28 protein-coding genes and 2 tRNA genes are annotated in these 24,045 nt (G+C 59.2%); 16 read left to right on the top strand and 14 right to left on the bottom strand.

What is annotated here, in order from left to right:
* Positions 1 to 188: 188 nt before the first annotated feature.
* From HY17_RS03560 to HY17_RS03580, 5 genes are all read left to right on the top strand, one after another.
* Positions 189 to 1,496 (top strand): amidohydrolase family protein, encoded by a 1,308-nt coding sequence (locus HY17_RS03560; protein WP_034762781.1) that lies wholly within the window; start codon positions 189 to 191, stop codon positions 1,494 to 1,496.
* An 11-nt stretch (positions 1,497 to 1,507) separates the two neighbouring features.
* A complete protein-coding gene (locus HY17_RS03565; protein WP_034762786.1) occupies positions 1,508 to 2,437 on the top strand; it encodes a sterol desaturase family protein in 930 nt (309 codons plus the stop codon).
* On the top strand, positions 2,434 to 2,835 hold the full coding sequence (locus HY17_RS03570) for a ketosteroid isomerase-related protein (RefSeq protein ID WP_034762791.1): 402 nt from the start codon (positions 2,434 to 2,436) through the stop codon (positions 2,833 to 2,835). Before HY17_RS03565 ends, HY17_RS03570 begins: the two co-directional genes overlap by 4 nt.
* Complete coding sequence (locus HY17_RS03575; RefSeq protein WP_034762794.1) at positions 2,814 to 3,416, top strand: GNAT family N-acetyltransferase; 603 nt, start codon at positions 2,814 to 2,816, stop codon at positions 3,414 to 3,416. The genes HY17_RS03570 and HY17_RS03575 overlap by 22 nt, the downstream gene beginning before the upstream one ends.
* A 113-nt stretch (positions 3,417 to 3,529) precedes the next feature.
* On the top strand, positions 3,530 to 5,077 hold the full coding sequence (locus HY17_RS03580; RefSeq protein WP_034762797.1) for an acyl-CoA synthetase: 1,548 nt from the start codon (positions 3,530 to 3,532) through the stop codon (positions 5,075 to 5,077).
* A gap of 80 nt (positions 5,078 to 5,157) precedes the next feature.
* On the opposite strand, the gene HY17_RS03585 is transcribed toward HY17_RS03580, so the two are convergent.
* Both HY17_RS03585 and HY17_RS03590 read right to left on the bottom strand, forming a co-directional pair.
* Positions 5,158 to 5,541, bottom strand: coding sequence for an EthD domain-containing protein (locus HY17_RS03585; protein ID WP_034762800.1), 384 nt, complete (start codon positions 5,539 to 5,541; stop codon positions 5,158 to 5,160).
* A complete protein-coding gene (locus HY17_RS03590; protein WP_255342741.1) occupies positions 5,538 to 6,485 on the bottom strand; it encodes an NAD(P)-dependent oxidoreductase in 948 nt (315 codons plus the stop codon). The genes HY17_RS03585 and HY17_RS03590 overlap by 4 nt, the downstream gene beginning before the upstream one ends.
* Before the next feature lie 80 nt (positions 6,486 to 6,565).
* Here HY17_RS03590 and HY17_RS03595 point away from each other — a divergent pair, with 80 nt between their 5' ends.
* The 5 genes from HY17_RS03595 (at position 6,566) to HY17_RS03615 (ending at position 11,984) form a co-directional block, all read left to right on the top strand.
* Entirely contained in the window at positions 6,566 to 7,381 is an 816-nt protein-coding gene (locus tag HY17_RS03595) for a helix-turn-helix domain-containing protein (protein ID WP_158531428.1), read from the top strand.
* A 43-nt stretch (positions 7,382 to 7,424) separates the two neighbouring features.
* Complete coding sequence (locus tag HY17_RS03600; protein ID WP_034762804.1) at positions 7,425 to 8,570, top strand: aminotransferase class V-fold PLP-dependent enzyme; 1,146 nt, start codon at positions 7,425 to 7,427, stop codon at positions 8,568 to 8,570.
* A 138-nt stretch (positions 8,571 to 8,708) separates the two neighbouring features.
* A complete protein-coding gene (locus tag HY17_RS03605; protein WP_034762806.1) occupies positions 8,709 to 9,164 on the top strand; it encodes a MaoC family dehydratase in 456 nt (151 codons plus the stop codon).
* Between the two features lie 123 nt (positions 9,165 to 9,287).
* On the top strand, positions 9,288 to 9,689 hold the full coding sequence (msrB, locus tag HY17_RS03610; protein WP_112073092.1) for a peptide-methionine (R)-S-oxide reductase MsrB: 402 nt from the start codon (positions 9,288 to 9,290) through the stop codon (positions 9,687 to 9,689).
* 129 nt (positions 9,690 to 9,818) lie between these two features.
* Positions 9,819 to 11,984: a S9 family peptidase gene (locus tag HY17_RS03615; RefSeq protein WP_034762810.1), complete on the top strand. Its 2,166-nt coding sequence runs from the start codon at positions 9,819 to 9,821 to the stop codon at positions 11,982 to 11,984.
* Positions 11,985 to 12,025: 41 nt separating this feature from the next.
* Here the strand turns inward: HY17_RS03615 and HY17_RS03620 are convergent.
* The 6 genes from HY17_RS03620 to HY17_RS03645 all read right to left on the bottom strand — a co-directional run bounded on the left by HY17_RS03620 (position 12,026) and on the right by HY17_RS03645 (position 15,719).
* Positions 12,026 to 12,103: transfer RNA gene (locus HY17_RS03620), tRNA-Pro, on the bottom strand.
* Between the two features lie 53 nt (positions 12,104 to 12,156).
* A complete protein-coding gene (locus HY17_RS03625) occupies positions 12,157 to 12,639 on the bottom strand; it encodes a MerR family transcriptional regulator (RefSeq protein WP_034762812.1) in 483 nt (160 codons plus the stop codon).
* 20 nt (positions 12,640 to 12,659) lie between these two features.
* Positions 12,660 to 12,953, bottom strand: a complete 294-nt coding sequence (locus tag HY17_RS03630; protein ID WP_034762814.1) for an integration host factor subunit alpha — start codon at positions 12,951 to 12,953, stop codon at positions 12,660 to 12,662.
* Between the two features lie 103 nt (positions 12,954 to 13,056).
* Complete coding sequence (locus tag HY17_RS03635) at positions 13,057 to 14,028, bottom strand: beta-ketoacyl-ACP synthase III (RefSeq protein WP_034762816.1); 972 nt, start codon at positions 14,026 to 14,028, stop codon at positions 13,057 to 13,059.
* A 27-nt stretch (positions 14,029 to 14,055) separates the two neighbouring features.
* On the bottom strand, positions 14,056 to 15,090 hold the full coding sequence (gene plsX, locus HY17_RS03640) for a phosphate acyltransferase PlsX (RefSeq protein WP_034762818.1): 1,035 nt from the start codon (positions 15,088 to 15,090) through the stop codon (positions 14,056 to 14,058).
* A gap of 56 nt (positions 15,091 to 15,146) precedes the next feature.
* Positions 15,147 to 15,719 (bottom strand): ubiquinol-cytochrome C chaperone family protein, encoded by a 573-nt coding sequence (locus HY17_RS03645; protein ID WP_139068734.1) that lies wholly within the window; start codon positions 15,717 to 15,719, stop codon positions 15,147 to 15,149.
* Between the two features lie 83 nt (positions 15,720 to 15,802).
* Here HY17_RS03645 and HY17_RS03650 point away from each other — a divergent pair, with 83 nt between their 5' ends.
* Positions 15,803 to 16,282, top strand: a complete 480-nt coding sequence (locus HY17_RS03650; RefSeq protein WP_034762824.1) for an outer membrane protein assembly factor BamE — start codon at positions 15,803 to 15,805, stop codon at positions 16,280 to 16,282.
* Positions 16,283 to 16,507: 225 nt separating this feature from the next.
* The gene (locus tag HY17_RS03655; protein ID WP_034762826.1) at positions 16,508 to 16,720 is read left to right on the top strand and encodes a hypothetical protein; all 213 of its coding nucleotides are present in this window, start codon (positions 16,508 to 16,510) and stop codon (positions 16,718 to 16,720) included.
* An 8-nt stretch (positions 16,721 to 16,728) separates the two neighbouring features.
* On the opposite strand, the gene HY17_RS03660 is transcribed toward HY17_RS03655, so the two are convergent.
* Together HY17_RS03660 and HY17_RS20155 are read right to left on the bottom strand one after the other, a co-directional pair.
* Entirely contained in the window at positions 16,729 to 17,370 is a 642-nt protein-coding gene (locus tag HY17_RS03660; protein WP_065382678.1) for a sigma-70 family RNA polymerase sigma factor, read from the bottom strand.
* 2 nt (positions 17,371 to 17,372) lie between these two features.
* Entirely contained in the window at positions 17,373 to 17,558 is a 186-nt protein-coding gene (locus HY17_RS20155; protein ID WP_139068735.1) for a NepR family anti-sigma factor, read from the bottom strand.
* Between the two features lie 235 nt (positions 17,559 to 17,793).
* On the opposite strand from HY17_RS20155, the gene HY17_RS03665 reads away from it, so the two are divergent.
* Positions 17,794 to 18,552 carry a PhyR family response regulator anti-anti-sigma factor gene (locus tag HY17_RS03665; protein WP_034762829.1) on the top strand — a complete coding sequence of 253 codons (759 nt, stop codon included), beginning with the start codon at positions 17,794 to 17,796 and terminating at the stop codon, positions 18,550 to 18,552.
* Here HY17_RS03665 and HY17_RS03670 read toward each other — a convergent pair.
* From HY17_RS03670 to HY17_RS03680, 3 genes are all read right to left on the bottom strand, one after another.
* A complete protein-coding gene (locus HY17_RS03670) occupies positions 18,549 to 19,595 on the bottom strand; it encodes a sensor histidine kinase (RefSeq protein WP_034762830.1) in 1,047 nt (348 codons plus the stop codon). The two genes, HY17_RS03665 and HY17_RS03670, sit on opposite strands and share 4 nt — an antisense overlap.
* A 234-nt stretch (positions 19,596 to 19,829) precedes the next feature.
* Positions 19,830 to 19,904: transfer RNA gene (locus tag HY17_RS03675), tRNA-Gly, on the bottom strand.
* A 98-nt stretch (positions 19,905 to 20,002) separates the two neighbouring features.
* Positions 20,003 to 20,467, bottom strand: coding sequence for a helix-turn-helix domain-containing protein (locus HY17_RS03680; RefSeq protein ID WP_034762832.1), 465 nt, complete (start codon positions 20,465 to 20,467; stop codon positions 20,003 to 20,005).
* A 106-nt stretch (positions 20,468 to 20,573) separates the two neighbouring features.
* Between HY17_RS03680 and HY17_RS03685 the strand changes: the two genes are divergently transcribed.
* The 3 genes from HY17_RS03685 (at position 20,574) to HY17_RS03695 (ending at position 23,589) form a co-directional block, all read left to right on the top strand.
* Positions 20,574 to 21,644: an esterase-like activity of phytase family protein gene (locus tag HY17_RS03685; RefSeq protein WP_158531426.1), complete on the top strand. Its 1,071-nt coding sequence runs from the start codon at positions 20,574 to 20,576 to the stop codon at positions 21,642 to 21,644.
* 275 nt (positions 21,645 to 21,919) lie between these two features.
* The gene (locus HY17_RS03690) at positions 21,920 to 22,525 is read left to right on the top strand and encodes a 5-formyltetrahydrofolate cyclo-ligase (protein WP_034762838.1); all 606 of its coding nucleotides are present in this window, start codon (positions 21,920 to 21,922) and stop codon (positions 22,523 to 22,525) included.
* A gap of 329 nt (positions 22,526 to 22,854) precedes the next feature.
* Entirely contained in the window at positions 22,855 to 23,589 is a 735-nt protein-coding gene (locus HY17_RS03695) for a family 16 glycosylhydrolase (RefSeq protein ID WP_051599629.1), read from the top strand.
* 69 nt (positions 23,590 to 23,658) lie between these two features.
* Here the strand turns inward: HY17_RS03695 and HY17_RS03700 are convergent, their stop codons facing one another.
* Complete coding sequence (locus tag HY17_RS03700; RefSeq protein WP_034762840.1) at positions 23,659 to 23,979, bottom strand: DUF1476 domain-containing protein; 321 nt, start codon at positions 23,977 to 23,979, stop codon at positions 23,659 to 23,661.
* Positions 23,980 to 24,045: the final 66 nt, after the last annotated feature.

Here is a 24,045-nt window from a genome sequence, read left to right on the forward strand (position 1 = left end):
CTTCGACGGCCAGTGAGGCGGGGTTCCGCAAGGTTCGTCAAGCGCCGAGAAAGGACAATCGTCTCCCTCGCCTCGACGTATGCCCGGCGATTGAGATCGATACCCGCCGCTACGCGCGCTTGACGCACGGGGTCAACGGGCCGGATAGTTCATCAAAACACCGAGAGCCAGTACAGGACTGCCCTATAATGCGACTCCTACCCACCTTCACCGCGATTATATTTGCTTCGGCCCTCACAGCACCCGCCATTGCCGAAACCACCTACCTGACGGCGGACCGTTTTGTAGATCCGGCAGCGGGAAAAACGATCCGGAATGCCGCCTTCATTATCACTGACGGCAAAGTGACGGCGAGAGGCACCAAATCCTCCCTTCGGGCACCTGAAGGGGCGGACGTCATCGAATTCGGTAGCGGCTCCACCCTCATGCCGGGCTTCATCGACATGCACGTTCACCTGACAGGCGATGCGGAAGACCCGCCCTATTACTCGCTCAGCTTCTCCGACGAACGCATGGCCATCACCGGCGTGAAGAATGCGAAGCTCACGCTGCTCGCGGGTTTCACAACGGTGCGCAATGTCGGCGCGGAAAGCTATGGTGACGTGGCCCTGCGTGATGCGATCAATGAAGGCGACGTGCCCGGCCCGCGCATGTTTGTCTCCGGCCCGCCGGTTGGCATCGTCGGGGGGCACTGCTCGGACAACAACCTTCTGCCGTCCGAATACGCCCTGTCGGGAGAGGGGGTCGCGACCGGCCCATGGGAATTTCGTGCGCAGGTTCGGGAAAACATCAAATACGGCGTCGACCTCATCAAGACCTGCTCCACCGGCGGCGTTTTCTCCAAAGGGACAGCCCTGGGCGCCGCGCAAGGCACGCTGGAAGAGCTCACCGCCGCCGCAGAAGAGGCCCATGCACGCGGCCTGAAAATTGCCAGCCATGCGCATGGCACGGTCGGCATCAAAAATGCCATCCTCGCGGGCATCGACACGATCGAGCACGCCTCCATCCTCGACGACGAAACGATCCAGCTCGCCAAGGACCGCGGCGTCTGGCTGTCCATGGACATCTACAATACCGAATACACACTTTCCGAAGGCGAGAAGAACGGCATCCTCCAGGAGTCACTCGACAAGGAACGCGCCATCTCTAAAATCCAGCGCGACAGCTTCACCCGTGCCGTGAAGGCTGGCGTGAAAATGGTGTTCGGGTCGGATTCCGGTGTCTATCCGCACGGCCTCAACGGCAACCAGTTCTTGCGCATGGTCCAGTTCGGCATGACGCCGATGCAGGCCCTGCAGGCCGCCACCGTCAATGCTGCGGACGCGCTTGGCAAGACGGGGATTGTCGGATGTGTGGAAGCCGGCTGCTCAGGTGATTTCGTCGCCGTGACGGGCAACCCCCTTCAGGACATGTCGCTGTTGGCGGACGTCGACTTCGTCATGAAGGAAGGCGTCGTCTACAAGTCAGATGGCAAACCGCAGGCGTCCGCTTTCTGAGGCGACCACACATGGAGTTTCACGATTTCCCACCCGTCACGACCTATGCGGCACCTTTCTTCGTGCTGTCCGTCGTGCTGGAATGGTGGGGCGTAAAGACCGGGCGCTTCCACGGCCGGTATGAGACGAAGGACGCGTTCACCTCGCTTGCGATGGGCATCGGCAATGTCGTCGTGAATACGCTGACGGCGACAATCTTTTTCTGGCTGCTGATTGTCGCCTGGCCGTACCGGGTACTCACCCTGCCCTATACGTGGTGGAGTTTTGTCGCCTGCTTCGTGCTCTATGACTTCATCTATTACTGGAAGCACCGGTTCGCCCACCGCGCGCGCTGGTGGTGGATGGAACATGTCACCCACCATTCCTCTGAGCACTACAATTTAACCACCGCGCTGCGCCAGCCATGGTTCGGACCGTTCACCGGGCTCTATATCCTCGGCCTTCCGATGGTGATCCTTGGCTTCCACCCCTATCTCATCGGCTTCGCAGCGGGCTGGAACCTGCTCTACCAGTTCTGGATCCATACCGAGGCCATCAACAGGATGCCAAAATGGTTCGAGGCGGTGATGAACACGCCGTCGCACCACCGGGTGCACCACGCCACGAACCCGCGCTATCTCGATACCAATTATGCAGGGGTCTTCATCATCTGGGACAAGATGTTCGGGACCTTTGTGCCGGAACTCGATGAAGACAAACCGGTCTATGGCATCGTGAAACCGGTCGGCTCCTACAATCCCTTCACCGTTGCCTTCCACGAATTCTTCGCCCTGATGCGGGACTGCGCCAGTGACGGCCTGCGCCCGGACAAATGGTTCGGCCGGTTAATCAATGCGCCGGGCTGGAACCCGGATGGCCACCACAACCGCTCCGTCGAGCTGAAACGCGACTTTGTCGCCGAACACCCCGATCAGGCCGGCAAGCCGGGACTGCCCAGATGAACGATACCGAAGCGCTGATCCATCGCTACTATGAAGCCTTCAACGCCAAGGACTGGGAAGGCATGCTCGCCTGCCTGGCCGACGATGTCCGCCATGACGTGAATGAAGGCGGCGCCCGCGGCGGGCGGGACAAGTTCCGCGCCTTCCTCGCCCATATGGACACCTGCTACGATGAGACGCTGACCGACATGGCAATCATGGTGTCCCGGAACGAACGGCGCGCGGCGGCAGAGTTCATCGTCAACGGAACCTACAAGACGACGGACGGCGACCTGCCGGCCGCACGCGGCCAGACCTACCGCCTGCCCGCCGGGGCTTTCTTTGAAGTGGAGGATGGCTTCATCCGCCGCGTCACGACCTACTACAATCTCAGCGAATGGGTCCGACAGGTCTCGTGAAGATCCGCCCGCTTTCCGGCGCGGATCTGGATGCGGCGCTGCCAGCGCTCGCCCGCCTGCGGATCGAGGTTTTTCGCGCGTATCCATACCTCTATGAAGGCTCGCTCGCCTATGAGGAGAGCTATCTGCAGAAACTCGCACGTGCCAGGGATGCCTTCATCGTCGCGGCAGAAACCGGCGATGGCGAAATCGTCGGCTGCGCCACCGGGTCCGGCATAGACGACCAGCATGCTGAGTTCTCCCAGCCTTTGCTGGTCGCGGGCTACGACCTGCCGACGACCTTCTATTTCGGGGAATCGGTCCTGCTGCCAGCATATCGTGGCAAGGGCACCGGCCACGCCTTCTTCGACGCCCGCGAAGCGCACGCCATCGCCCATGGCTACAAGCGCGCCTGCTTCTGCGCCGTGGAGCGGCCGGACGATCATCCGAAGCGCCCTGCCGGCTACACACCGCTTGATGCCTTCTGGCAGGCCCGTGAGTACCGGAGACTGCCCGGCGTGACCGCCCATTTCACCTGGCCCGAGACGGCCGGTGGATCGGAGATCAATCACCCGATGGCCTACTGGCTGCGGCAGTTCTAACGCTTTCCGCAACGTCTCCGGTGGACGCCATCGCCAGTGTGAGTATGGTCACTTCTGACTATTTCGAAGGGGCCGGGCACAGGCGCCCCCGAAATTCGTGAGGAGACCCTGGAATGCATCCCCATCACCACGCAAAGACCAACCCGGACAAGCCCGCCTACATTATGGCCGGATCGGGTGAGATCGTCACCTATGGCCAGCTCGAAGCGCGTTCCAACCAGATCGCGCACGCCCTGCGCGGCGCGGGTTGCAAGCCGGGCGACACGATCGCGCTGTTTGCTGAAAACTCGCCGCGGTTTTTCGAGGTCTGCTGGGCTGCCCAGCGAGCCGGGCTGTACTATGTCGCCATCTCGTCCCGCCTGACGGCGCCGGAAGTGGAATACATCCTGTCGGACTCCGGCGCGAAACTCTTCATCGCAGGCGCTTCCAAGCGTGCCGTGGCAGAAGAAGTGAAAGCCCTCACCGACCTCGGGCACTACTGGTCCATCGATGGCCCCATGCCGGGCTTCATGCCGCTGGAACAGATCCGGAGCGAGTTCCCGGAATCGCCGATTTCCGACCAGACGGCCGGCACGGACATGCTCTACTCCTCCGGCACGACCGGCCGGCCGAAAGGCATCCGCCCGGCGCTGGAGCCGGACACGCCGATCGACGACACCAATGTCCTGGCGCAGGTGCTTCAGGCCTTCTCCGGTGCAGGAGAGGATAGCGTCTACCTGTCGCCCGCGCCGCTCTATCATGCGGCGCCGCTGCGCTACTGCATGACCTTCATGAGGTTCGGCGCCACGCTGATCATCATGGAAAAGTTCGATGCGGAATCGCTGCTGAAATACATCCAGCAATACAAGGTCACCCATATCCAGATGGTGCCGACCATGTTCGTAAAACTGCTGAAGCTGCCTGAAGAGGTCCGCAAGTCCTACGACGTTTCCAGCCTGAAATGGGTCGTCCACGCCGCCGCGCCATGCCCGGTGCCGGTGAAGGAACAGATGATCGAATGGTGGGGGCCCATCATCGACGAATACTATGCCGGCTCCGAAGGCAACGGCATGACCTGGGCGAAGAGCCCGGAATGGATGACCCACAAGGGAACGGTCGGCAAGGCCGTCTATGGCGAGGTCCACATCTGCGACGAGGAAGGCAACGAAGTCCCGGTCGGCGAAGAAGGCCAGGTCTACTTCTCCGGCACCACACCGCCGAACTATCACAACTCTCCGGACAAGAACGAAGCCGCCCTCAACCCGAAGCACAAGGACTGGTCATCCCTCGGCGATGTCGGCAAGCTGGATGAAGACGGCTATCTCTACCTGACGGACCGCAAGGCGTTCATGATCATTTCCGGCGGTGTGAACATCTATCCGCAGGAGACCGAGAACGTCCTGATCACCCACCCGAAAGTGGCTGATGTCGCCGTGATCGGCGTGCCGGATGACGAGTTCGGCGAGTCCGTGAAAGCCGTCGTCCAGCCGATGCCGGGGGTCGCGCCCTCCGATGAACTTGTCGCGGAGCTGATGGAATTCGCGCAGGCCAATCTGTCGAAACTCAAATGCCCGAAAAGCATCGACTTCGATCCGGAACTACCCCGCCACCCGACCGGCAAGCTCTACAAGCGCCTCATCCGCGACCGCTACTGGGGCAAGAAAGACAGCCGCATCGTATGATATGGAAACGGCCCGGGCGGGAAAGCACCCGGGCCGCCGATGACTGCGCGATCTTAGGGAGCGGCGCTCCAGCGGAATGATCAGTGTGGACCTGTACCGAAGACGGTCGTTTCCTCGACAACGAACATCGGTGAGTTTTCGAGATCGATGAATTTGAGTTCGTCTTCGCGAAGGGCAGCCAGCGCAGCAGCAGAACTTGGGCTGCTGGCGACTTCCACAAGATCCTCGATTGAGAGGAACCAGGCTTGCCCGATGCCGTCATACTTCTCCGGTCCATTACGCTGTTGGCGCAGGACCGCACTGACGATGTCCTCATTCGCATTTGACTGGACGTAACGCACAATTCTCAAATCGTCTTTCAACCGATCAATCAGAGAAGCGTGCATATTCATCCAGTGGTCCTCGAATTCTTCGCGGCTAAGTCCTGGCTTGCGGCGGATGCACATGATTGTTTTGACGGTCATTTCCTGATCCTTTCTACAGGTAAACTGGGAGAGAAGAGTTTGGCCACGGCAGATATGTTCTGCGATTTCCAGGGACGTGCGCGGTCAAGCAAATCTTGCGCGCAATTTGTCATTGGCAATGACGTACCCAGATAGTCAGAGGCAGAAGCAAGGTACTCAAGATCCTTGAGCGCCATTGAAATCGGGAACAGTGGATCGTAATTTCCTGCTGCGATCTGCCGCAAAGTCGCCATGGTGATCGGGCTGGCAACGGGCGTCTGCGCAAGCAGTTTTGAAACCGCATCCAACGAAAGCCCGGCCCGTTCAAGGAATCCGCAAGCTTCGGCCGCCGCCACGACCTGGCAAGCCAACATTCCGTTTACGGCAAGTTTCGACAGGCTTGCGAGCGGTGGTGACCCGAGATCATGCACCCCCTTCCCGAGATGCCGGAACACAATGCCGGCCTCTTCAATATCTCTCTCGGCACCACCAGCCAGAAACATCAGCGTTCCTGCTTCTGCCTGAGGAAGTGACCCCGATACAGGAGCCGCAACAAATCGCATCCCCAGCCGCCCGGCTCGCTCAGTCAGCGCTTGGGTGCGGACAGGAGACAGCGTACTGCAGTCGATGGCAATCGCATCCGGTCTCAGACCGGCAAACACGCCATCCTTCCCGTTCCAGACAGCTTGTGACGCGGAATCCCCCTCAACCATTACCACTACAAAGTGCGCATGACGGACGGCCTCTGCCGCAGAGTTGGCAAATTTGGCGCCCTTCCCGACAAGTGGTGCTGCCCGTTCCGACGTGCGGTTCCAGACTGTCAGGGAGGCTCTCGCATCCAATAGCCGGGTCGCCATCAGGCCACCCATGGTCCCGGTTCCGATCCAGGCAATAGACCGTCCTGATAGATCCTGCATTGTGTCGCTCCGTTCGTTCCAGGCGATATGTGCAGAAACTTCCGCCACCGGCGATAACCAGCAAGGTCATGTTGCACACCGACGCTTTTGCTAAGATGGTCCGCGAGAGGTGTTCGGGAGCGAACTGGGTGACCAAAGATGGAAAAATAACCGGACCGGAAGGTTACCTGCCAGCAACACTAGGCAATCTGCTTCGGCAGTGGCGCCAAGCGGCTGGCCTCAGCCAGCTGGATCTCGCCCTCGACCTTGGCACTTCCACACGCCACCTGAGTTTTCTCGAAAGCGGCAAGGCCCGCCCCAGCGAAGCGATGCTGAATGCCATAATGCTGGGGTTGGATGTTCCATCCTCCGAGCACAACACATTACGTCTGGCCTCAGGGTTCAAACCTCTGCCAGACATAAACCCAAAAGCTCCGCAGGAACGCGGGCAGGTGCGACGTATTATAGAACAGGTCAAAGTTGCGAATGCGAGCGTACCCCTTCTGGTCAAGGATCAGATTTGGGATGTCATCGATGCCAATGACCTGGCGCGCAACGTTTTCAGGGGATTGCTTGGCCGAGACATATTTGCCGCCTCTCCTTTCATAAACGTTCTGGAACTTGTTTTCGCCTCAGATCTTTTGCGGCCCAAACTGATAAACTGGGAGGAGATTGCCGACGCCACAGTCCGCCATGTCCGTTACGAGACGGGCCTCGCCAGCGAGAACCCTGCTTTCAGAGCAGTCCTCGAACGGGTTTCAACCATGCCCGGATTTGCCAGTCGCTGGACCAGTATTGCGACTGGAAGTGCCGGCGGGCTTGCCACCCGGTATATTTTTGACCTGCCGGACGGACAGCGAGCCTATGACTCCATCCTGACCTCGCTCGGCGCCCCATATGAATCATTATTGAGTGGCGTTCGCTTCGATACGTTTCACCCGGTAGCGACAAGCGTCAAATACTGATCGACCCACTGGCACGGGCACTCGACACACGTTACCAGATGCCATGACCCAGATCCCGAACCAGCGCCACCTGTTCGACATCCCCGACGATGTCGCCTATTTCAACACCGCCACGATGGGGCCGATGACGAAGGCCGCGGTCGAGGCCGGGCAGAAAGGCCTCGCGCGAAAGCTCCATCCGTGGACCATTCCGGACACGGAGTTCTTTGCCGATACAGAACGCCTGCGCCCACTGCTCGCAGAGCTGATCGGCGCGGACACAGACGGCATCGCCTTCTCGCCCTCCGTCAGCTATTCGCTGGCCACGGCGGCGCGGAACCTGCCCCTGTCGAAGGGGCAGGAAATCCTGCTGCTGGAGGATCAGTTCCCGTCCAACGTCTACACTTGGCGTCAACTGGCGAAGGAAACAGGCGCCACGATCCGCACGATCGGTGCCCACGACAACGAAACCCTGTCGGATGCATTGCTCGGCGCCATCGGGCCGCAGACTGGGCTCGTCGCTTGCGCGAATGTCCGCTGGACGGACGGGGCGGGCATGGACCTCATTGCCATCGGCAAGCGCTGCCGCGAGGTCGGCGCCGCCCTGGTGCTGGACCTGACGCAGAGCTGCGGCGCGCTCGCCTTCGACGTGAAGGACGTGCAGCCAGACTTCGTAGCCGTCGCCGCCTATAAGTGGCTGCTCGCACCCTACGCTACCGGCTTTTTTTATGTCGCCCCGCAGCACCGGAACGGCACGCCGCTGGAGCAGAACTGGATCACGCGGGAAGGCTCGTCGAACTTCGCGCGCCTGATCGACTATACCGACAATTATGGCCCCGGCGCCCAGCGCTTCGACATGGGCGAACGGTCCAACTTCGCCCTGCTGCCGGCGTTCGAGTCGGCGATTCGGACGATCCTCGACTGGGGCGTCGCCAACATCCAGGAAACGCTCGGCGCCCGGAACGCGACGCTGGCCGGAAAACTGGAGGCGATCGGGCTCGACTGTCCGCCGGCAAGTGTCCGCGGCGCGCATTATCTCTGCCCGCACCTCCCGGACAGCGTGCCGGCCGACCTTACGGCCCGGCTAAAGGAGGACGGCATCTATGTCTCGCGGCGGGGCGACCGGCTGCGCATCACCCAGCACCTCTTCACCAGCGATGCCGATGTGGAGCATTTTATCGCAAGGCTTGCGCATCATCTGAACGCCTGAGGTCACGCGATGATCCGGCATAGTCCGGTATGATCATGGCGTAATCTCCGGGTTCACGGGCGAATTACCCTACCGTCAGGCTTGCCCCGACCCGGCCGACGCGCCAAAACAGGCCAGCACATTTATTAGGAGGACTCCATGGCTAACCCACGCGTCGTCGCCTTCGATGACCTTGAATCCATTGCAGGTCAGGAAGTCGGCGTGTCCGACTGGCACCTGATCGACCAGGACCGCGTCAACCTGTTCGCCGACGCAACCGGCGACCATCAGTGGATCCACGTCGACGTCGAGAAAGCCACCAAGGCCATGGGCGGCCCGATCGCTCACGGCTTCCTCACCCTGTCCCTGCTGCCGATGCTGGGCGCCGAAGTCATGCGCGTGACCGGCACGACCCGCGGCATCAATTACGGCTCCGACAAGGTGCGCTTCACGAACATGGTGCCGGTCGGCTCCAAGGTTCGCCTGCGCCAGAAATGCCTGTCGGTGGAGCCGAAAGCCGGCGGCAAGCAGATGAAAATGGAAGCCACCGTCGAGATCGAAGGCCAGGAGCGTCCGGCCCTCGTCGCAGAGTCCATCACTGTCCTCTACGCGTAGGCCACTGAAGACGTGACACTTTTTCGGCCGCTCCGTCTTCCGGGGCGGCCGTTCTGTTTTTGGCGCTGGTGAAAAATGCCGCCGCCACGCCTATATGATCCTGCCCGGCTAAGGAGACCCCACATGACCCAGCGCATCGACCGTTCGGACCGCGAGTGGCGGGAACTGCTGACCGAAGAGGAATACCGCGTCGGCGTGAAAGAAGGCACAGAACGCGCCTTTACGCCCGGCAACTATAATGACGAAAAGCGCGCCGGCACCTATCACTGCAAGGGCTGCGACACCCCGCTCTGGTCGTCCGAGCACAAGTTCGACTCCGGCACCGGCTGGCCGAGCTACTGGCAGCCGATCACGCCCGGCGCGGTGGGCACCAAGACCGACTTCAAGATGATCATCCCCCGCACCGAGTGCCATTGCGCCACCTGCGGCCTGCACATGGGGCACGTCTTCAAGGACGGTCCGCCGCCGACCGGCGAGCGCTGGTGCATCAATGGGGTGGTCCTGGACTTCCGTCCGGACGAATAGGTCTGGACAGGCCCATCCTCCGCTGCTCCATTCGCAACCAAGGTAGGAACACTCTGGTTGGAGCAAAAAATGCGAAACTTTTCCCTGCTGGCTGGCGTCGCCGCAGCAGCCCTTCTCTCAGGATGTACAATGAACGAGAAAACTGACCTCGCCGCTGCACCGGCTGCCGAAGCGCCCGATACCGCGCCGGCAGCCCCAGTGGCAAAGCGGGTGGATTTCGAAATCACCCAGGTCGGCCGCACGCGTGTGGATCCGTATCACTGGATGAAGGATGACGCCTGGCAGGAAGTAATGCGCGACCCGTCCGTCCTGCGCGCAGACATCCGCGAGTACCTTGAAGCTGAAAACGCCTACACAAAGACAAACTTCGAGGAACCGACCGCGGAACTGCGGGAAACCCTGTTCCAGGAAATGAAAGGCCGGATCAAGGAAGACGACTCCACCGTTCCGGAGATTGACGGCCCATACGCCTATTATTCCCGTTACCGCGAAGGCGGCGAATATCCGATCATCGCCCGGAAGGACGCCGCCGATGCCTTCACTCCGGATGCCGAAGAGACCATTCTGCTCGACGGCGACAAGATGGCGGAAGGCACTGACTATTTCTCGTTCGGCAGCATCGATACCTCACCGGATCATAGCGTGATCGCCTACGCGCTCGATACACAGGGCAGCGAATTCTACACAGTCACGATCACCAATATCGAAACTGGCGAAGCAGCGGCAGAACCGATTTCGGACAGCTACGGCTCGTTCGAGTGGAGTGAGGACGGCAAGTCCATCTTCTGGGTGCACCGCGACGAGAACGCCCGGCCCGACGCCGTCTACGAGCGCGACCTCGAAACCGGCGAAGACACGCTGATCTATGAGGAAAAGGATCCCGGCTTCTTCGTTGGCGTTTCCAAGTCCGCCAATCGCGAGAAGATCTTCGTGACGTCCTCGAACCACACGACATCTGAGTGGCACTGGTTCGATGCGAGCGAGCACGCCCCGACGCTGCACACCATTGCTCCCCGTGAAAACGGCGTGGAGTATTCGGTCGTCGTCTGGGATGACCAATTCTACATTACCACGAATTCAGGCGGGGCCGTCGACTTCAAGGTCATGCGCGCGCCATTCGAAGCCAGTTCGCGTGATCATTGGGAAGAAGTCATTGCCCACCGGCCCGGCACATTGATTCTCGGCCTGCAGTCTCAGCAGGATTACCTCTCACGCATGGAGCGCGAGAACGGCCTGCCCCGGATCGTCGTACGGGCCCGCGGCGATGGCGCAGAGCATGAGATCAGCTTCGATGAAGCCGCCTACGATCTCGGGCTCGACTCTGGCTACGACTACGACGTGCCGATGCTGCGGTTTGAGTACGCCTCGCCCACCACACCGGACCAGGTCTACGACTACGACCTGAACACGCGCGAGCGCATCCTTCGCAAGACGCGGGAAGTGCCATCGGGCCACAATCCCGACGACTATGTCGCCGAACGCGTCATGGCGCCCAGCTGGGACGGCGTGGAAGTGCCCGTCACCCTGCTGCACCGCAAAGACACGCCGATCGACGGCACCGCGCCGATGCTGCTCTATGGCTACGGCTCCTACGGTATCACCATCCCGGCGGACTTCCGGACAAGCCGCCTGAGTCTCGTCGATCGCGGCTTCGTCTACGCCATCGTGCATCCGCGCGGCAGCATGGCGAAGGGCTATCAGTGGTACCTGGACGGGAAGCTCGAGAAGAAGACCAACACGTTCAAGGACTTCATCGCAGCCGGACACTACCTGGTCGACAATGGATATTCGGCGCCGGACAAGGTCGTGGCGATGGGCGGCTCCGCTGGCGGCCTGCTCATGGGCGCTGTCGCCAACATGGACCCGGAACTGTTCGTTGGCATGATCGCCGCAGTGCCGTTCGTGGACGTGATCAACACCATGTCTGACGAGAGCCTGCCGCTGACGCCGCCGGAATGGCCGGAATGGGGCAACCCGCTGATCAGCGCCGAAGACTACGACCAGATCGCCACCTACAGCCCGTATGACAATGTGAAGGCCCAGAACTATCCGGCGATGTTCATCACCGGTGGCCTTTCGGACCCGCGCGTGACCTATTGGGAACCGACCAAGTGGGCGGCAAAGCTCCGTCACGATGCGCCGGAAGGCGGACCGTACTTCCTCAAGATCAACATGGAAGCGGGCCATGGCGGCGCCTCAGGCCGCTTCGAAGGCCTGAAAGAAGTCGCCACGGAATACGCCTTTGCCCTCGCCGCAGTCGGCCAGATTGAAGACGTGGATTTGTCCAAGAAATAAGGCTTTCGGAGTGACGACCATTTCTCCGCACGACGGAGAAATGGTCGGAGCGGCGGGATTCGAACCCACGACCCCTAGTCCCCCAGACTAGTGCGCTAACCGGACTGCGCCACGCTCCGACGAGAGCGGCTTGTAACCAAGCCGCCCGGTGTGTGCAATGAATTATGTGGGTTCAGGCTGCGCGCCGCCCGAGCGCTGCGTCGATGCGGGATTTGATGTCGGTCAATTCCGTCAGAGCCCCTTCCAGACGAGCACGGCGATCGTCCGTCAGGCCTTTTGCAGCGTCTTCTGTGAACGCCTTCGCGACGCTCTCCTGAAGGTCCCGCGCCGGGCTGCTGCCGACAGGTGCACCTGCACCAAGCGTAGCCTCTCCATTCAGCACGGCAGACATGCCCTGTTCCGCAATCAGTGACTTGGCGCCCTTCAGAGTCATGCCGCGCTCATGCACCAGGATCTGGATGGCGCGTAGTGCGTCAACGTCCTGTGGACGAAACATGCGCCGCCCGTCGGGGCGCTTCACAGGGCGGACTTCACGCGGAAACTTGCTTTCCCAGTAGCGGATGACATGCGTCTCGATGCCGAGTTCCGAAGCTGCTTCTCCGATGGACCGGAATGCGGTCGCGGATTTTTCGATTCGGGCCCGGCTGGCGCTCATGTCTGTTCCTTCCTGGATATCTAATTATTGTCGACCTGCGCCTTCAGCATCGGCGACGGGCGGAAGGTGACAACGCGCCGTGCAGCGATCGTGGCCTCCTCCCCGGTTTTCGGATTGCGGCCCTCGCGGGCGGCCTTGGACCGCACCACGAAATTGCCGAACCGGGAGAGCTTCACTTCGTCTTCATGCTCCAGCGCCGCGCCGATCATATCCAGCGTCCGGTCGAGCAGATCCGACGATTCCTGCCGGGTCAGACCGACTTCGCTGACGATCTTGTCGGTCACTTCGGCGCGGGTGATGGTCTGGTTGGACATGGGATTCTCCCGATCTGGTTAAGATATAGCCAAGGATTGTTAACGGATTACTAGCGCATCCGTCAGCTAATATCCGTGAAATAATGGAGCTTGTCGCCTGAATTTAAAGGCGGAACAGGCTAGCGCCCCAGGAAAAGCCACCACCCATCGCCTCTGACAGGATCAGGTCGCCCTTTTTCGCCCGGCCGGAACGAACCGCATGGTTCAGCGCCAGCGGGATGGACGCTGCCGATGTATTGGCGTGCTCCTGGACAGTGACGATCACCTTCTCTTCGGCGATGTTCATCTTCTTTGCGACGCCATCGAGAATCCGCTTGTTGGCCTGGTGCGGCACGAACCAGTCGATGTCATCGCCTGTCAGGCCGGTCTCATCATAGATGGCCTGAATGGCGGACGAGATATTGGTCACGGCGTGCCGGAACACACGGTTCCCTTCCATGCGCACATGTCCGATCGTGCCGGTGGAGCTGACACCGCCGTCGACATAAAGAAGATCTGATTTCGTGCCGTCGGTCCGGATGTGGTGCGTGATCACGCCAGCGAGGTTGTCACCCGTCCACTCTTCAGCCTGCAACACAGCCGCGCCGCCGCCATCCCCGAACAAGACGCAGGTGCCACGGTCCGACCAATCGAGAATGCGCGTGAACGTTTCCGCGCCAATGACAATCGCTGTATTGAAGAGCCCCTGCCTCAACATGGAATCCGCCGTTGCCAGCGCAAACAGGAAGCCAGAGCAAACAGCCTGGACATCGAAAGCGGCGCCGCCCGTCATGCCAAGCTTGGCCTGGACGGCCGTCGCGGTGGCCGGAAAGGTCTGGTCCGGAGTTGTCGTCGCCAGCACGATGAGATCGACATCGGAGACCGGCACGCCGGCCGCCTCCAGCGCAGACCGGGCTGCAGCTGTCGCGATATCCGATGTCAGTTCACCTTCGGCAGCAACATGGCGGCGTTTGATGCCTGTGCGCTCCTGAATCCATTCATCGGATGTGTCGACCATTGCCGACAGATCGTCATTCGTCAGAACTTTTTCGGGAAGATAACCACCTGTCCCGCGGATGAAACTACGCCGTGCCATCTTGTTTCCTTCTTTGGGGTGGCTCACTCAGCCAGCCGCCGCCCCTTTCTTCTGGATACGCGCGAGATTTGCAGCAACCTCTTCCGGATAGTGACTTGTCGCAAGGTCTGCTGCCAGTCGGCATGCCGTGGCAAAGCCCTGCGCGTCTGTGCCGCCATGGCTCTTGACGGAGACACCGCCCAGGCCGAGCAGGACACCGCCATTGGCATTGCTGGGGTTCATCTGCTCACGGAGCTGTTTCAGGCCTGAAGAAGCAAGCACCGCCCCTGCCTTCGTCGCGAGGCTTTTCGTCAGGGCCTCCCGCACTCGAGTGCCCAGCATACGGGCCACCCCCTCACCCGTTTTCAGGGCCACATTTCCTGTGAAGCCGTCAGTCACAACCACGTCGACAGCGCCCATGGAGATATCATCGCCCTCGACGAAGCCCCGATAATCGAGGTCCAGACCGGAAGTCCGCAGGATCTCGTGGGCCTGGCGCACTTCGTCATGCCCCTTCATTTCTTCTGAGCCAATGTTCAGCAGGCCGATCGTCGGACGCTCCTTGCCCAAGGTCGCACGGGCGTATGCCTCGCCCATGATCGCAAACGAGACCAGCTGTGCGGCATCTGCCTCAACATTCGCACCGACATCCAGAACGACTGAGCGTCCAGCGAGGGTTGGCCACATGGCTGTCATGGCTGGTCGGTGCACGCCATCCATCTTGCGCAAGACAAGCATCGAGATGGCCATAAGCGCGCCGGTATTCCCTGCAGAGACAGAGGCGTTCGCACGGCCTTCTTTCACGGCTTCCAGCGCATTCCACATGGAGGAGCCTTTGCCACGGCGCAGCGCCTGGCTTGGCTTCATGTCGCTGGTGATCTTGTGCTCGCAGTGGACAATTTCGCAACGGGCCGAAAGCCCGGCATGCGCGGCCACCAGCGGGGTCAGGGAAGGCTCGTCACCAAACAGCAGGACGCGGGAATCAGGACGCTCCTTCAGGAATACTGCAACGCCATCGACGATCACGCCCGGTGCGTGGTCCCCGCCCATTGCATCAACTGACAGGATCGTTCCGCGAGTCATGGTGCCTTCCGGATTCAGGCCCTGCTGAGAGCCGTTCGCGCTGTTTAAGGCGCGCCTCAGACCTTGGCAACGCCGGGTCTGCTTGTCGCAGGGAAGGTCTGCCAAGGAGCCGTGCCAGACAAAAAGGCGTCTGAAGTGGCTGTCTCGAACGCTTTGGCGACTGCTACCAGATATTGTGAAAGCTCCGCTTCACGCCCAGCAGTTGCAACACCATTCCGCTTCAGGACCTCTTCAAGTGCACCAGCGCGCTCAATGGTTGGCCGGGAAAGAGCATCTGCGGTTGAGGTGCCGAGACCGTAATAATGCTCGCCCAGCTTGCGAACTTTCCGGGCAATTGACGCGTCGCCGACCCCGGTTTCCCGCAAAGACGCGTCAAACCCGTCGAAAACACGAGCGTGAATCAAATGCGGTAGCCGTTGCAGCACTTTTTCCGGTCTCCTGGTCAACTGCCAGACAAGCACAGCGGCGTGGAGACCAACCATCTGGACGCGATGATCCATGTCATCCGGCACGACGCCTGCTGCATAAGCTTCCGGAGAGAGCGCAGCGCCCATCAGGCCTCGATACAGTGTATCGGCCCGTCGCTTTTGTGCGTTAGCGTTCCGAAACGGGTTCCAGATGCCTGCCAAAGGTATTCTCCTGCACTGATGCGCTTGCCAAAGCCGTATCGCTACCGCTAGGTCTGACGCGGACCACTATCAGGAGTTTGCCGATGGCGCGACGCGCAATTCTGGCCGTAGGCCTTCTGGCCCTTCCGCTGACTGCGTGCCTGACGCCCAGCCGCGACTACCATGGCTATGTCGCTGACGAGGCGCAGCCCGGTGACATCCAACCCGGCGAAGACACGCGCTCGACCGTGCTGGCACAGCTCGGCTCCCCGTCGACCAAGAGCCTCTTCGACGACAACACCTGGATCTACATGTCCGAACTTCAGGAGCGGATCGCGTTCTATCGCCCCAAGGTGAAAACCCGGAAAATTACAGCCATCGCGTTCGGAACCGACGACAAGGTTGAAGAAGTTCTCGAATACAGCGCAGAAGATGGCCAGGTGATTAATTACGCTTCGCGTGAAACCCCGACTCGTGGACGCGAACTGGGCCTTTGGGAGCAGATCTTCGGCTCGGTCGGCAATGTTCGCCTGCCGAATTCCGACGAGATTACCCCAGATAATCCGACGGGACGACGCCGCTAGCGGACTTTTTGTGCAGCGCAACAAAAGCGTCTTTAGATCACCCTTCTGGCGAGTCTAAGGAAAATATAATTCGTCAAACAGGCGTATTCGCGGTAATAATTCTTCATAAGCTCCATAGGAGCAGCTGGGCGGCGCGACAGCCCCGGGCATTTCCGAGAAAGCGGCCCGCTCACCCAGCGAACCATGCCATCGGCGTGTTTTGCAGGGATGCAAGGAGATTGGGTTATGGCAATCAGGTTCTCCCTGTTCGGCCGGCGGACAAGCGCCCCGAGTTCCAGACAGTCCCGCGCCTATGCGTCGCTCAAGGACGCAGCTGCGGAAGCGGGTCTGCTGCCACCAACTGAGACGGTGAAACATATCCGGGACCGTGCACGCGAACGGCTGGCGCGCGCCGATCAGGCCTTCGACCAGTTCGAAGGAACAGAAAATATAAACTGACATCTACGTCAGGCGGCGCTGAACATGCCCCGCGCAAGCGCTTCGATATCGGTTATCAAATCGATATGGCCGTTGGCTGTGCGGCTATCGTCCCGCGTCGAGCCTCCGATTTGACCTGTATCTGCTCTCTGCATTTTGAACACGACCGCTTCGCGGGCCCGGCTGACCCGGCTTTTGATCGTGCCTGGCGAGCAGTTGCAGATCTCACCCGCTTCTTCATAGGTATAACCGGCCGCGACGACGAGAATCAGCGCCTCGCGCTGCACATCCGGCAGATCGGACATGGCTGCCTGCAGAACCTTGAAATCTATCCTGGCATCCAGATCGGCTGGCGCCACCAGCGTATTTTCAGCAACTTCCTGTTCGAGCGGCGCTGAACGCCATGAACGCCGGGAATACTGATAAAATTCGTTTCGAAGAATTCGGAACAGCCATGGCCGCATCGGCGCACCCGGCTCGAAAGAATCGATCGCTTGCCAGGCTTTCAAACACGTATCCTGAACAAGATCATCCGCGAGTTCGCGCTCACGACACAAACTCCGGGCAAAGGCCCGCAACTCCGGAATCAGCCGCTCAAGTTCATCAACGAACGACCATTCATTTTCGGAACCCGGCAGTTCTTCCTGACAAACCGGAGACACTTTGGTCACAATCAACGGCCTTTCTTTTGTTGTTCCTCTATACGCAACTTTTCGATCATTTCCTTCAGACGCTCAGGCAGAGGTTCATCCAATACAGGCTTGAAGTTTGCTCGCAGCGCGTCGCCAATTGCTCCTTCCAATACCCTCTGTCTTGCTAGTGATGGTGCCGTGCGCTTGAACGGCTCGATTGTCGCCACCCGCGACCTCGCCAGATACCCCAATAGAATGTCCCCACAGTGCTTCACCTAGGACTCATGAACGTACCCAATCGCTCATTTGCCCAACAATGACCTAAAAGGTGCCCTTATGGGGTTAAGAATGCGTTCATAAACGACCGTGTTTCGTCACGACAGGATAGCTAAACGGTTTTATTGCCATTTTGTTATTCTATGGAATCTACAAGATATAATCCTAATCCAAGAAGGCCGCTGCGTGTTATACGAACTCGTTACCAAGGAATTGCCTTATCTGCGCCGTTATTCCCGGGCGATGACAGGCGACCAAGTGACAGGAGATCTGTGCGTCGAAGCCATGCTTCAGGAGTATGTCCTGAAGCCGCAGCCATCAGATGCACCACTTCCAAAAGATCGAATCGACCTGTTTGCGCTACTTGATTCAATCCTCGCAGACCCAGCCCAGTTGCCCACGCCGACTGAGTCTATTCCTGCTTTTCAGAGTCTGTCATCACTGTCCCGTCGCGCGCTGTTTCTGACTGCCGTCGAGCAGCTGGAATCGGGCGCTGTGGAAATGATTCTTAAAATCGGGCCAGAAGACCTGACGAACATTCTGAAAGAGGCCGAACGAGACCTTGCTTCTTCGCTGGCAACGGACGTTCTGATCATTGAAGATGAAGCGATGATTGCCTTCCAGCTGAAGGAGATCATTGAAAGCCTGGGCCACAACATGGTCGCCCGGGCAACCACACGGGAAGAAGCGGTCAGAGAAGCTCGTGCGACCAGTCCGGGTCTTATGCTGGTTGATATTCAGCTTGCAGATGGTTCATCCGGCCTGGACGCAATGGACGAGATCATAAAGTTCCACAAAGCTCCCAGCATCGTTATCACCGCCTTTCCGGAACGCCTACTCTCAGGCCGCGCCAATGAGCCTGCTTTTCTCATCCCCAAGCCATTCCGGGCCGATCACGTGAAAACGGTTATCAGCCAGGCCCTTCTGACCAAAGCGGCGAGCTAGCTTTCTGCCGGCCAGTTATCGTCCACTTCCGCTTCCTCGATGACGAGTTCGATCGGCACGGTATACTCGATCGTCAGCCCGGTATCCTTGTAGTCGCGTGTCACTTTCGCATTGGGCAACATTTCTGTCAGGCGCGTACCAAACCCAACTCTTTTGGGCGGTTTGACCCCGGTCAGGCCTGATTCGACCCACAGGACCCGAAGCAGGTTTCCCGATACGCTCCATTCCACATCCAGCTGGCCTTCCGGTTGAGAAAAGCAACCATGTTTCAGCGCATTGGTGACGAATTCATGGATGACCATGCCGCCATCCCTGGTTGACTTCAGCGTAAGCTGAACATCTTCTCCCTTCAGATTGTATCGGATAGCTTTCTGACTCGAAATTTGAGCCAGTTCGTCTTCAAACAAGCTCCTCAACTGCAGGCCCTTCAATCCCGAAGATGACATGCGCGAATAGATTCTTGCCATTGAATCAATGCGGCTGCAGAAATCATCCGTGAACTGCTCTACTGACGTTGCCGAAGCACTTGTGATCCGGGCCGTTGCAAGGATAACAGAGACAAAATTCTTCACCCGATGGTCCAGCTCAGCTGTCATGACATCATGACTTTGCTGGAGTTCAACCAGGTGGGTGATGTTCTCCACACGCTGGACAACATACTGAACCTGCCCATCGGATCCATAGAATGGTTCCTGAGTGGACTGCCAGTGTATTGGACGACTGGTACCGTCCCGCCCTTTGACAATGGACTTCTGAACTTCGGAACGCGTTCTCTTTCCCTGGAAGGAAAGTATCCAATTCTTCCGGAAAGATGCCTCGACCTCCGGAGCCACATCGAACACATCGAACACATTCCTGCCGATCAGCTGCTCTTTCAAAACGCTGAACGATTTGCAGTATGCCGCATTTGCAAAAACAAAGCGCAAATCCCTGTCCAACGCCATGGTCGGGACCATCGACTGTTCGACAAATCCAGCGACAACGTGCTGGCTGACTTCAGCTGCACTCGTGTCCGAATGTTCTGGAGTGGGCAAAGCCGACATTGCGCCGTTCCTCACACTGATGCTCGATAGGAAGCTTTTATTATTGCTCTATCCTGACGACAGAGTCTGCATAGGCCGTTAATCCATCACCAGCCGTAAAATGCAGAAGAGCCATGGGGCAGGCATGTCCGTTTCGGCTGGGGCACTTTTGGCGAGGCTTCGATCCTTGCCCGGCAGCGGCTGGATGACCAACCGCCACAGGCGGAAATGCCTTAACTCTTTCTGAGATTAAATTGGAGCGGGCGATGAGATTCGAACTCACGACCCCAACCTTGGCAAGGTTGTGCTCTACCCCTGAGCTACGCCCGCGTCCTGATAGGGTATGCGGCAACCGGGGCTGCCGAGAGGCGTGATTAAGCGCATAGCGCACGGCTTTGCAAGGCCGAATTTCGGCGCCACTGCACAAATCATCCGCGAAGGACGGGGCGGATCTGATCGGGGCGCACTTCTCTCCCTTCAATATCCACAAAAGCAGCGCGGATCGCTGATTTGGAGCCTGCTTTTGTGAAACTGATTGGCGGCGTTTCCCCCTGACCAAGCCAGGCATCGCCCCACTGGGTCAAGCCGATAAGAATCGGTCGCAAAGACAAACCCATGGGAGACAGGACATATTCCGGACGGGAGCGTTTTCCCGGCGATTTATAAGTTCGTTTCGTCAACAGGCCGTCTTCGACCAGCTTTTTTAGCCGGCCAGACAAGACTGTGCGCGGACAGGCAAGTTCGGCCTGAAAGTCGTCGAACCGGCGCACTCCATAAAGTGCGGCACGCAGGATCAGCAACGTCCATCGGTCCCCGACCACATCAATCGCCTTTGCGAGATTACAGGCGTCCGGCTGAACGGGTGAGCGGCGGGCAAGAGGAATCTGCGTCATATCCAACTCCTGAATGGGTTCGCATTTGAAATCCAGACTTCTTCGCGAAGCCTTCACGTTTTTGCCGCAAGGCACAGGCAGACGCTCCCTTGAAACCGAGGTCCCGATGCTGCGCCGCTCAATTCACTTTGCCACCCTGCTTCTGCTCGCAACCTGCACCGGTACGCCGGACATGCCGGAGGCGCCCAGGGTCGCCATGCCAGACGCAGACTCAGCCTGGAGTCTGGACACGGTCGCAGAGCGCCTTTCCGAGGCTTCCTGCCCGGCAGGAACTGGCTATTCGACTCCAGCCCCGATCAGGATTTCCGCCAGTCCAATCGAACTTGGGCCTGAAGACGAGATCGCCAAGCGACTTTCCGATGATGTATCGTATGCTGGTGGATGGGCACTGACGTCGGATAATGCGAGCTTTGGCGGCCTTTCCGATCTCGCACTCGACGGCGACGGCAACCTGCTCGCGGTTGCCGATGATGGTGCGTTTGTCTGGATCAACCTTGAGAACGACACACCCAACGGTAACGGTCAGCTTGCCTACATGCTGGGAGCAGACGGTAATCTGCTCCAAGGCAAGTCATTGGGGGATGCTGAGGGTCTGGCGGTCCGGAATGGTCTTGCCATAGTCAGTTTTGAGCGCACCCATCGCATCTCGGCATTTGACCTGGATCGCTGCGGGGCGGCCGCGGTCGAGGCCTCCATCAGCCCGTTGCCGGACACATATGCAGACCGCCTCGTCGATGAGAATCGCGGTGCTGAAGCCCTCACAGTCACTCCAGAAGGCAATATCCTGTTCGGGTACGAGACAGTGGAGAACGGTCATTCGCCTATCGGCGCGGTGGCAAACCTCCAGGAAGCTGGCTGGACAGACGAAGTCGCGCCCAATCCGGCCGGTTACGCCTTTGTCGGGTTTGATACTGTTCAAATTGACGGCGAGGACGAGACCTTCTGGCTATTCCGCAGCTACGATCCCATCCGCGGCAATCGCAATGTGTTGCACTGGCGGAACGGCGACAGGGAGATCGTTCTCACCCGCCCGCTGGCTGTCGACAATTACGAAGGCATCACCGTCATGGACCTTGGAGACGGTATGGCCCGGGTCTGGATTATCTCCGACGATAATTTCAATCCACAGCAGCGCACGCTCCTGCTCGCCTTCGACATTGCAGTCGCTTCAGAATAATCCCGCTTACAATCGAGCGCGTTCACGCCTACATCTGATCTTGCACAAGGGCTGCGGCGTGCGCGAAGGGACTGATCTCCGGCGACCTTACTTTCCGTCAGGGAGCTGGCAATCTGGATGGGGCCGTGGCCCCGTCTCATCCGGCGCCCACCTAGTCTCTAGGTTGACGGGAGTGAATATGCCCTGCGGCGGTTGCGGTTCTTGTGCACATTTCCCGCAGCCTTTGCGTTTAAGAGGGCGTGACGCCCTGGCCGGACCTCTCTAAGGCTGGCTGCATGACCTCAGCTCCGCCCGATAAGATCCAACTACGACACCGAATGCGCACCATTCGCGCCGAAGCCGCTGCGCGCGATCCCGACGCTGCAGAGAAAATCGCTGACCTGTTTCCGATGAAATTGCTGCAGCGCTACGGTCCGGTCGTTTCCGGCTATGTCCCGATCAATGAGGAACTGGACCCTATGCCGCTGATGAAGCGGCTGGCTGACGCAGGGGCTGAACTGTGCCTGCCTCGGATGTTGCCGAAAGGCGGGATTTCATGGCGCCTGTGGAGCTTTGGCGAACCGCTGGAGCGACGCCCGTTCGGCTTAAGCGAACCCACGGAGGATGCTCCTGAAGCCCACCCAACGCTTATCCTGACCCCATTGCTGGCGTTCGATGCGAAGGGCAATCGCCTCGGCTATGGTAAAGGCCACTACGATCAGGCGCTGCAAACGTTAAGATCCGAAGGCCGGGCATTTGCCTGTGCGGTAGCTTATGCCGCCCAGCAGATCGACGATGTTCCTGCTGAACCGCACGATCAACCGCTTGATTGGGCCATCACTCCGGCAGGCTCCATTCCGCTGTTCATGATGCGCAATATGGCGGCTCTGAAACAGGGTTAATGGCCCGTTTCTTGCGATGGCCCGAATTGAGATCGGACCATCGAATGCCAACAGACACTACAGATCGCAGCCTGAAGAACTTCTTACAGGACTGGCAACCCCGGGCCGTCGTGGCTGCGGTTGTGGTGGCTTTTGCCCTTTGCGTCGCCATTTTTTCGGCTCTTCGACACCCGTCGGAACCTCCCGAGTCACCCACCAACCGGGCTGCTGCCCCGCGGGTCGCCGACATGGCCCCCGTGGTCCCCTGGATCCCCAACCGCTCGGTAAACACACATCAGAAAATTCCTGCACGCCGGGAAGGTCCCTACACTCTGCAGCCTGATGCACCGATGCTGAAGTCAGATGGCGCGTTCATTTCCATTCTCGGAAACGGCCTGCCAGCAGAGCGATTTTACATTTCCGAGCATAGCAATGACGACAGTTTCCAGGGCGGCGACTGGGTTCGCGAAAATGTGGTGTCTGGTCCTGACGGGCTCCGTCTGGACGTCACAGCGACGGGAAATCCGAAAAAGCCGTACGGACTGGCAGAGGTCTCGGTACTCGGCACCTATGGTTACGGTCGCTATGAAACGATCATGCGCCCGGCAAAGGGATCCGGGCTTGTGTCAGCTTTTTTCACCTACACCGGCCCCTATTTTGGCAACCCGCATGACGAGATCGATATCGAATTCGTCGGGAAAGACACCAGCATCGTTGAGCTGAACTACTTCCATAAAGGCAAAACCGGCAACAGCGCGCGGATCAAATTGCCGTTTGACGCTTCCCAGCAGGATCACCTCTATGCTTTCGACTGGAAACCTGAAGGCATCAGCTGGTATGTCGATGGGAAGCTGATCTACCAGACGCCGGTGAACGATCCGCATTTGCCCAAGAATGCCGGGCGACTGTTCGTGAGCAATTGGACCGGAAAGAAAGAACTGCAGCAATGGCACGGCGCTCCGGACTTCGGTGACCGCGGTTCAGCTTACTATTCCTGCATCTCCTACACGCCGCTTGGCGAGAATACTCGCCGCTGTGCTGATATTTTCCAGCCCGGCACGCAATTCCCGGCAGCCGGCGAATGAGACATCCATAAAACGGCGCCACTCCACCGGAGCAGCGCCGCTTTGTTTGAATACAATAAAGATACTCTATTATTCGTCGATGACCTGCGAACGGGCTTCCGGAAGCAAGACCGCCATTTGCTCGCGGATCTCCGCATCGCTGGTGCCCGTCTTGGCCTTGTCGAGGTCTGCACGAACCTTGCGGAAAACATCCTCGTCGCCTGCTTCTTCGAGGTCCGACAGTACGACCGTTTTCGCATAGGCTTCTGCGTCGTCTTCCCCCATGCCCATGACACCCGCGGCCCACAAGCCGAGCAGCTTGTTCCGCCGGTTCATGACCTTGAACTGTTGTTCCTCGGTGAGCGCAAACCGCGCTTCTTCCGCGCGCTCCCGATCGTTGAATGTGCTCATCACAGGACCTTTCCAATAACTAGACCTTGGCGGGATATAGAGTCCTCGGCAAGGTGTGTGCAATAA

It is taken from the genome of Hyphomonas sp. CY54-11-8, assembly GCF_000682735.1.
Lineage (GTDB): Bacteria > Pseudomonadota > Alphaproteobacteria > Caulobacterales > Hyphomonadaceae > Hyphomonas.